Origin of the sequence: Bacteroides sp. AM44-19 (genome assembly GCF_003603395.1) — a bacterium.
Lineage (GTDB): Bacteria > Bacteroidota > Bacteroidia > Bacteroidales > Bacteroidaceae > Bacteroides > Bacteroides uniformis.
Genome location: NZ_QTNB01000004.1, coordinates 328,677 through 335,331, shown reverse-complemented (window position 1 = coordinate 335,331; position 6,655 = coordinate 328,677). Strand labels below are relative to the sequence as shown.

The following is a 6,655-nucleotide window of genomic DNA, read 5'->3' as shown; positions in this document are numbered from 1 at the left end:
AGCAAGTTTTGCCAGTTCAAGATATTTCTTGTATAGTTTTTCGTAGATGAGGGCTCTTTTCTCATCCGGCCGGTATTCAGCCTCGATGTCCGACCCCATATGCCTTGTCGCCTCATTGATATCCTTGTACACCCCTGCGGCAACTGCCGCGAACATTGCCGCTCCCAAGGCACAGGTCTGTTCCGAGCGGACCACACGGATAGGCATGTCCAGCACGTCTGCCAGCGTCTGCATCACGAAGGGCGCCTTCTTGCTGATACCTCCGATGGCATTGACCGAATCAATGCGCAGCCCCTGGCCCTTCATATGCTCCACAATACGGCGGGAACCGAAGGCGGTGGCTTCCACCAGCGCACGGAATATTTCCGGGGCGCTGGTACCCAGCGTGAGTCCCGCAACGGCACCCTTCACGTTCTGGTCCGCATCGGGGGTACGGCGGCCGTTCATCCAGTCCAGGGCGACAACACCATCCTCGGAGGGTTCCATGTCCTGGACCTCACGGGTGAGTTCCACCAGCATGCCGTCCAGAACTTTCTGCCTGGCCTCCCCTCCGGGGATATCTTTCAGTGTCCATGCCAGCATCTTCCTGAACCAGGCGTAGATGTCTCCGAAAGCCGACTGCCCGGCTTCGAAACCGACGAATCCCGGAAGCACCGAACCGTCCACCTGGCCGCAGATTCCCTTGATACAGCGTCCGCCTACCTCGTCTTTGCCGGCAACCATGATGTCGCAGGTGGATGTTCCCATGATACGTGTCAGTATCCCCGGGGCGACGGATGCGCCTACGGCTCCCATATGGGCGTCCAGCGCCCCCACGGCCACGGCGATTCCTCGGGGAAGTCCAAGCCTGTCTGCCCACTCGGGTGTCAGTTCCCCTGCCTTGGTGTCGCTGGTGTGGGTTTCTGTGAACAGATGGGGGAGCATTTCCTTCAAGGCCGGATTAAGTTCTTCGAGAACTTCGCCGGAAGGAAGACCCCAACAATAGTTAAGAAGTATCTCTTAAGTTGACTTTAAAAGATTGTTTTGAGATTTTATACTATGACAAGTTGTATATATATATAAAATGAGAACAGTAGAAATAGAGTATCTATTTTCTGCTGCTCTCATTAGAGTAATAAGCTATTTAGTAAGTTTTGTAATTTATCCTTTTCTTATTTTTATCCACCTTTTATCCTTTTCTGTTCTATAAATTAAGAACAAAAGAGGGGATAAATAAGGAGGAAAAGAAGTTCTACCCAAAAAGTAGTCCGTTCTTATTTCATAATGTGGTTTATTAATTCTTCCGGTGAAAGAGGTGTGATACCAAAAATATAGCTTTGACCAGACTGAAATGGTTCAGTCAGTTCAAAGTTCTCATAAGCGATACCACCAGGTATCGGAGATTTACTTGCCCAATAAGTATAACGACCATTCACAACTCCTTCTAACTCATTACTTGGATTGGAACAATACCAATATTGCGTTGCTTTTTTACCAGTATATTTCCAATGTGTATGTGTATCTTCAGCATATACAGCTTTTGTAGGGTCTTTCTCATCAGGTGACGCTATAAACCATACACCTCCATTTTTATCTTTTATCATTTCTGCCACTGGAGTATGGTTATGTTCTGTGAAATTAGAATCTTTATAGCTCGGCCATAATTGGCCGGCTTCTTTCGTTTTACCATCTGCGAGATGTAATGTCCTAAGTCTTGCTTTGTTTCCCATAGTAGCTGTGAGTATAAAACGATTTAGCTCATCTGATTCTTCCGTGGTATACGTAGTTAATTCAAACTCATAAGGCTTTCCTTCTGTGAATTTAGTCCGGACATAAATATCCGCACCATTATCAAAAGTTTCACAAAAGAAATACACAGTAAGTGTTTCAACTCCATTTTCCTTTGCTATTACTCCGTGAGCTGGATAATATTGATTTGGGAATGAGGGAGCTTCAGGAGTATTCCCACTCCAAAAACGTTTTCCACGAACATTATCGAGTTGACTCCATTCCAGTTCTGAGAGCCCCCTATTATTTTTTGCTTTATCAATTGGTTCAAAAGCAATGAAATTGGTAACAACAAATTCATCATGTTCTAAATAAGGTGTATAGATACGAATTAGTCCACGCGGACCTCCTAATGGAGCAATTCCTATTCGGATACCATTTGCAAATCCCCAAATGGGTTGTGCTTTTGTATTTTGAGCAGGTTGTAACCATATTCCATTTTTTTCCGGAGTTGCTAAAGTTTCCGGGGCTATTTGTAGGTTAGTCTGTCCATAAAGGTAGTGTATTCCGCATGCAAAGAATAAAAGTGTAAATAGAATCTTGGTTTTCATGATTTTAAAAGTTTAAAATTAATTTTTATGTGTCGTTTATGGTAGTTCATATCGTTTTTAGCATGATTTGGTACTGCAAATATAAAATGTTATAACGAATTAGCAAAATAATTTGTAGATTTAATTTTTATGTTTATATTTGCATCGTGAGAATACGATAAGTGCTACTGATTCAAGAGGTAACCTAAAAGTATAATACTATTATATAGCAAAAACGTTACACAAATATATGTCGTCACTAAAAAAAATATCGCTGAAGGATATTGCTGAAGCTGCAGGCGTTTCAACAGCATTGGTTTCGTTCGTTTTGAATGGGAAAAAGAAAGAGTATCGCGTGGGAGAAGAAACTGCCCAACGCATATTGAAAATTGCCAATGAAATGAACTACCAGCCTAATCTTGCGGCCAAAAGTCTTCGTAGTGGCAAAACAAAAACAATAGGATTAGTGGTTTCTGATATTTCCAACCCATTTTTTTCTCAATTAGCGCGTGTATTGGAAGATGAGGCAACCAAACGGGGATATACCGTACTTTTTGGAAGTTCAGATGAGGATAAGGATAAGATGACCCGTGTTGTTAGTAACCTTATTAATAAAGGTGTAGATGGACTCATCATTGTTCCTTGTGACAATTCTGAGAAATCCATCGCTTCACTTGTGAACAATAATATCCCTATTGTTTTGTTCGACCGCTATTTTCCGGAAATCAATGTCAGCTATGTGGCGTTGAATAACTTCAATGCTTCCTATATATCAACCAAACATCTTTTGAATGCAGGCTATAACGCTCCTTGTATGGTGGCTTATGATGTCAACCTTATCCATATGAAAGAGCGTATTCGTGGTTATAAAAAGGCTATGGATGAAGCCGGTAAGAGAAACTTGGCTAACGTGGTCTTTTTGAGGCAGGATGCTCCCAGAAAGTCCGCAGACCGTTTGTTGCCTAAAATGATTGATGGTGGTGTAGACGCTTTTCTTTTTGCCACCAACATGATTTCATTGGCTTGTTTATATACAATAAAGGACATGGGAGAGGGAATTATTGGTAAAATAGGTTTAGTGGGTTTTGACGGTAATCCGGTATTTGACTTTTTTGATGCCCCTATATCCTATATTCAGCAGCCTATAGATGTTTTAGTACAGAAAGCACTTGAAATACTGATAGATATCATTATTAACGGTAATACAGTGCAGTCTGTGCTTGCCGAGGGAGAATTTATTGAAATGGCTCCTTAGGAGAGCTGTTTTTTTTACATGATGGCTTAATCGATTTAGTTAATTTTTATATTAATCTCAATAAAAACAGTTGAACCATGAGAAATTCAAGATTAATCGGTGGAAAGCCGAAAATTGGTATCAGACCTATTATTGACGGTCGCCGTGGAGGTATCCGTGAGTCATTGGAGGATATGACTATGGGCATGGCCCATAAAGTGGCCGAGCTTTATTCTTCTGTCTTACGTCATAGTGACGGCACTTCCGTAGAGTGCGTCATTGCAGATACAACTATCGGTGGAGTGGCTGAAGCCGCCATGGCGGCTGAAAAATTCCGTAATAGTGGAGTGGGTGTCGTACTTTCTGTAACTCCTTGCTGGTGTTATGGATTCGAGACTATTGATATGGACGGAGAGATGCCGAAAGCCATCTGGGGCTTTAACGGTACGGAACGTCCGGGTGCGGTTTACCTGGCTTCGGCATTGGCAAGCCATACACAGAAGGGATTGCCTACTTTTGGCATTTACGGACGTGATGTACAGGAGGTGACCGATATGGAGATACCGGAAGATGTACAGGAGAAATTGTTGCGCTTTGCCCGTGCAGGTATAGCTGTGGCTACAATGAAGGGGAAATCCTATCTTTCAATCGGCAGTGTATCCATGGGCATTGCAGGCTCTATTCCCAATCCTGATTTCTTCCAGGAGTATTTGGGCATGCGTAATGAGTATGTGGATGCCAGTGAGATAGAACGTCGTGTCCAGTTGGGCATTTATGACCATGAAGAGTTCGCACGTGCCATGGCATGGACAGAAAAGTATTGCAAGAGTAATGAAGGGACAGACTTTAATCCGGAACATCTGGTATATTCCCGTGAAGAGAAAGATGCCCGTTGGGAATACGTGGTAAAAATGACCCTTATTTTCCGTGATATGATGATTGGCAATCCGAAATTGGCTGAAATGGGGTTCAAGGAAGAGTCAATGGGACACAATGCGATTGCCGCGGGTTTCCAGGGACAGCGCCAGTGGACGGATTATAAGCCTGACGGTGATTTTTCAGAAGCTATACTGAATACTTCTTTCGATTGGAACGGTATCCGTGAAGCGTTTACTTTCGCTACGGAAAATGATACGCTGAATTGTACTTCAATGCTCTTCAATCATCTATTGACCAATACTGCACAGATATTTGCGGATGTGCGTACTTATTGGAGTCCGAATGCCATAGAACGGGTAACGGGTAAGAAATTGGAAGGTAAGGCGGCAAACGGTTTCATTCACCTGATCAACTCAGGCTCCTGTACGCTTGATGGGACAGGCTGCCAGACACGTGACAATAAACCGGTAATGAAGCCTTTCTGGGAAATTACGGAAGAGGAAGTGGAAGCTTGTCTTTCTGCGACCAAGTGGCATCCGGCCAGTCGCGAATATATGCGTGGCGGTGGTTATTCTTCCCAGTTCCTGACCCGTGGTGAAATGCCGGTAACAATGTGCCGTCTGAATCTCGTAAAAGGTCAAGGTCCGGTATTACAGATTGCCGAAGGCTGGACAGTAAACTTGGATAAGGATGTCTTCAAGGCCATCAATGAACGTACTGACCGTACATGGCCTTCCACTTTCTTCGCTCCACGTCTGACAGGTAAGGGATATTTCCGTGATGTATATACCGTTATGAATAACTGGGGGGCTAACCATGGCGCTATCAGTTATGGCCATATCGGTGCTGACTTGATTACTCTGGCTTCCATGCTCCGTATCCCGGTATGCATGCACAATGTTTCTGAGGAGGATATTTTCCGTCCCAGTGCATGGACCGCTTTTGGCGAGGATATGGAAGGCAGTGACTATAGGGCTTGCAAGAATTACGGACCTCTCTATAAATAAAGGACACAGGCGTTATGTTGAAATCAACCAAACTGAAAAACACTCTGCTGGCAGGTGCAACTGCAATACTTGTATCATGCGGCGGACAAAAAGAAATCAAGATGGGAAGTTATGCTTATGATGCCCGGTTCTTAAAGGACCACGGCATTGAATATACTGAATTGGTATCTGCTGATGGGAATTCTAAAGTGATGGTTATTCCCGCATGGCAAGGCCGTGTAATGACTACTTCCGCTTCCGGCGATGAGGGTGATAGTTACGGCTGGATTAATTATCGTTTCATAAATGAAGGCAAAGTCAGTTCCCAGTTTAATCCGGTAGGAGGTGAGGAACGCTTCTGGCTTGGTCCGGAAGGTGGTCCGTTCTCACTTTATTTTAAGGGAGGACAAGAGCAGGTTTATGATAATTGGATAGTTCCTCCGGTACTTGATACTGAAGCTTTTGACATAAAGTCACAGGACAGCGGTAGTATCCGTTTTGTGAAAGATACCCGTTTGACAAATGCTTCCGGTACTACTTTTGATATGAATATTGACCGTACTGTATCGTTGATGGATGCCGGTGAAGTGGCTGCCGATTTTAATATCCAGCTTACAAATGATATGAAAATTGTAGCTTACAAGAGCGAGAATAAGATTACCAATACAGGTGACAAGGCATGGACAAAAGAGGGTGGCCTTGTATCCGTATGGATGCTCGGCTGTTTTAATCCTACACCGACCACTACTGTATTCATTCCTTATAAGCAAGATGCGGAAGGAACAATCGTGAATGATGAATATTTCGGTAAGATACCGGCGGATAGGCTGATAAAGGAAAATGGTATTATCTATTTCAAGATTGACGGGCTCTATCGTTCCAAGCTGGGATTGCCGGCTTCACGGGCAACGGATATTTGCGGAAGTTATGATTCATCGAAAGGCGTACTCACAATCCTGTGGTGTAGTCTTCCCGAAACTCCTTCAGTCTACGTAAATGGCCAATGGGGACCTCAGGAAGATCCGTTTGCCGGCGATGTAATCAACTCTTATAATGACGGTCCGGTAGAAGACGGTTCTATAATGGGACCTTTCTATGAAATTGAAACGTCTTCTCCTGGTGCGGAGCTGGCTCCCGGTGCCTCATTGGTCCATACGCAAAAGGTGATTCATATACAGGGTAAGGATGAACAATTGGTTCCTATCGTGCAAGATTTATTTGGAGCAGATTTGAATGTAATAAAAACAAAGTTTCAATAG

5 protein-coding genes are annotated in these 6,655 nt (G+C 43.8%); 3 read left to right on the top strand and 2 right to left on the bottom strand.

Annotated features, from left to right (window positions below; genetic code table 11):
- A partial coding sequence (locus DW947_RS09295) for an FGGY-family carbohydrate kinase (protein ID WP_243635080.1) occupies positions 1 to 924 on the bottom strand: 924 nt, incomplete at its 3' end.
- A gap of 329 nt (positions 925 to 1,253) precedes the next feature.
- Positions 1,254 to 2,318 carry a hypothetical protein gene (locus DW947_RS09290; RefSeq protein ID WP_119958490.1) on the bottom strand — a complete coding sequence of 355 codons (1,065 nt, stop codon included), beginning with the start codon at positions 2,316 to 2,318 and terminating at the stop codon, positions 1,254 to 1,256.
- Positions 2,319 to 2,547: 229 nt separating this feature from the next.
- Here DW947_RS09290 and DW947_RS09285 point away from each other — a divergent pair, with 229 nt between their 5' ends.
- From DW947_RS09285 to DW947_RS09275, 3 genes are all read left to right on the top strand, one after another.
- Positions 2,548 to 3,552 carry a LacI family DNA-binding transcriptional regulator gene (locus tag DW947_RS09285; RefSeq protein ID WP_005824684.1) on the top strand — a complete coding sequence of 335 codons (1,005 nt, stop codon included), beginning with the start codon at positions 2,548 to 2,550 and terminating at the stop codon, positions 3,550 to 3,552.
- A 77-nt stretch (positions 3,553 to 3,629) separates the two neighbouring features.
- Complete coding sequence (locus DW947_RS09280; protein ID WP_117714089.1) at positions 3,630 to 5,417, top strand: L-fucose isomerase; 1,788 nt, start codon at positions 3,630 to 3,632, stop codon at positions 5,415 to 5,417.
- A 14-nt stretch (positions 5,418 to 5,431) separates the two neighbouring features.
- Positions 5,432 to 6,655: a DUF6786 family protein gene (locus DW947_RS09275; protein WP_117704152.1), complete on the top strand. Its 1,224-nt coding sequence runs from the start codon at positions 5,432 to 5,434 to the stop codon at positions 6,653 to 6,655.

Excerpts from the sequence above, each read along its gene's own strand:
- DW947_RS09275 (WP_117704152.1), top strand. The coding sequence starts at position 5,432 with ATGTTGAAATCAACCAAACTGAAAAACACTCTGCTGGCAGGTGCAACT.
- DW947_RS09285 (WP_005824684.1), top strand. The coding sequence starts at position 2,548 with ATGTCGTCACTAAAAAAAATATCGCTGAAGGATATTGCTGAAGCTGCA.
- DW947_RS09290 (WP_119958490.1), bottom strand. The coding sequence starts at position 2,318 with ATGAAAACCAAGATTCTATTTACACTTTTATTCTTTGCATGCGGAATA.
- DW947_RS09280 (WP_117714089.1), top strand. The coding sequence starts at position 3,630 with ATGAGAAATTCAAGATTAATCGGTGGAAAGCCGAAAATTGGTATCAGA.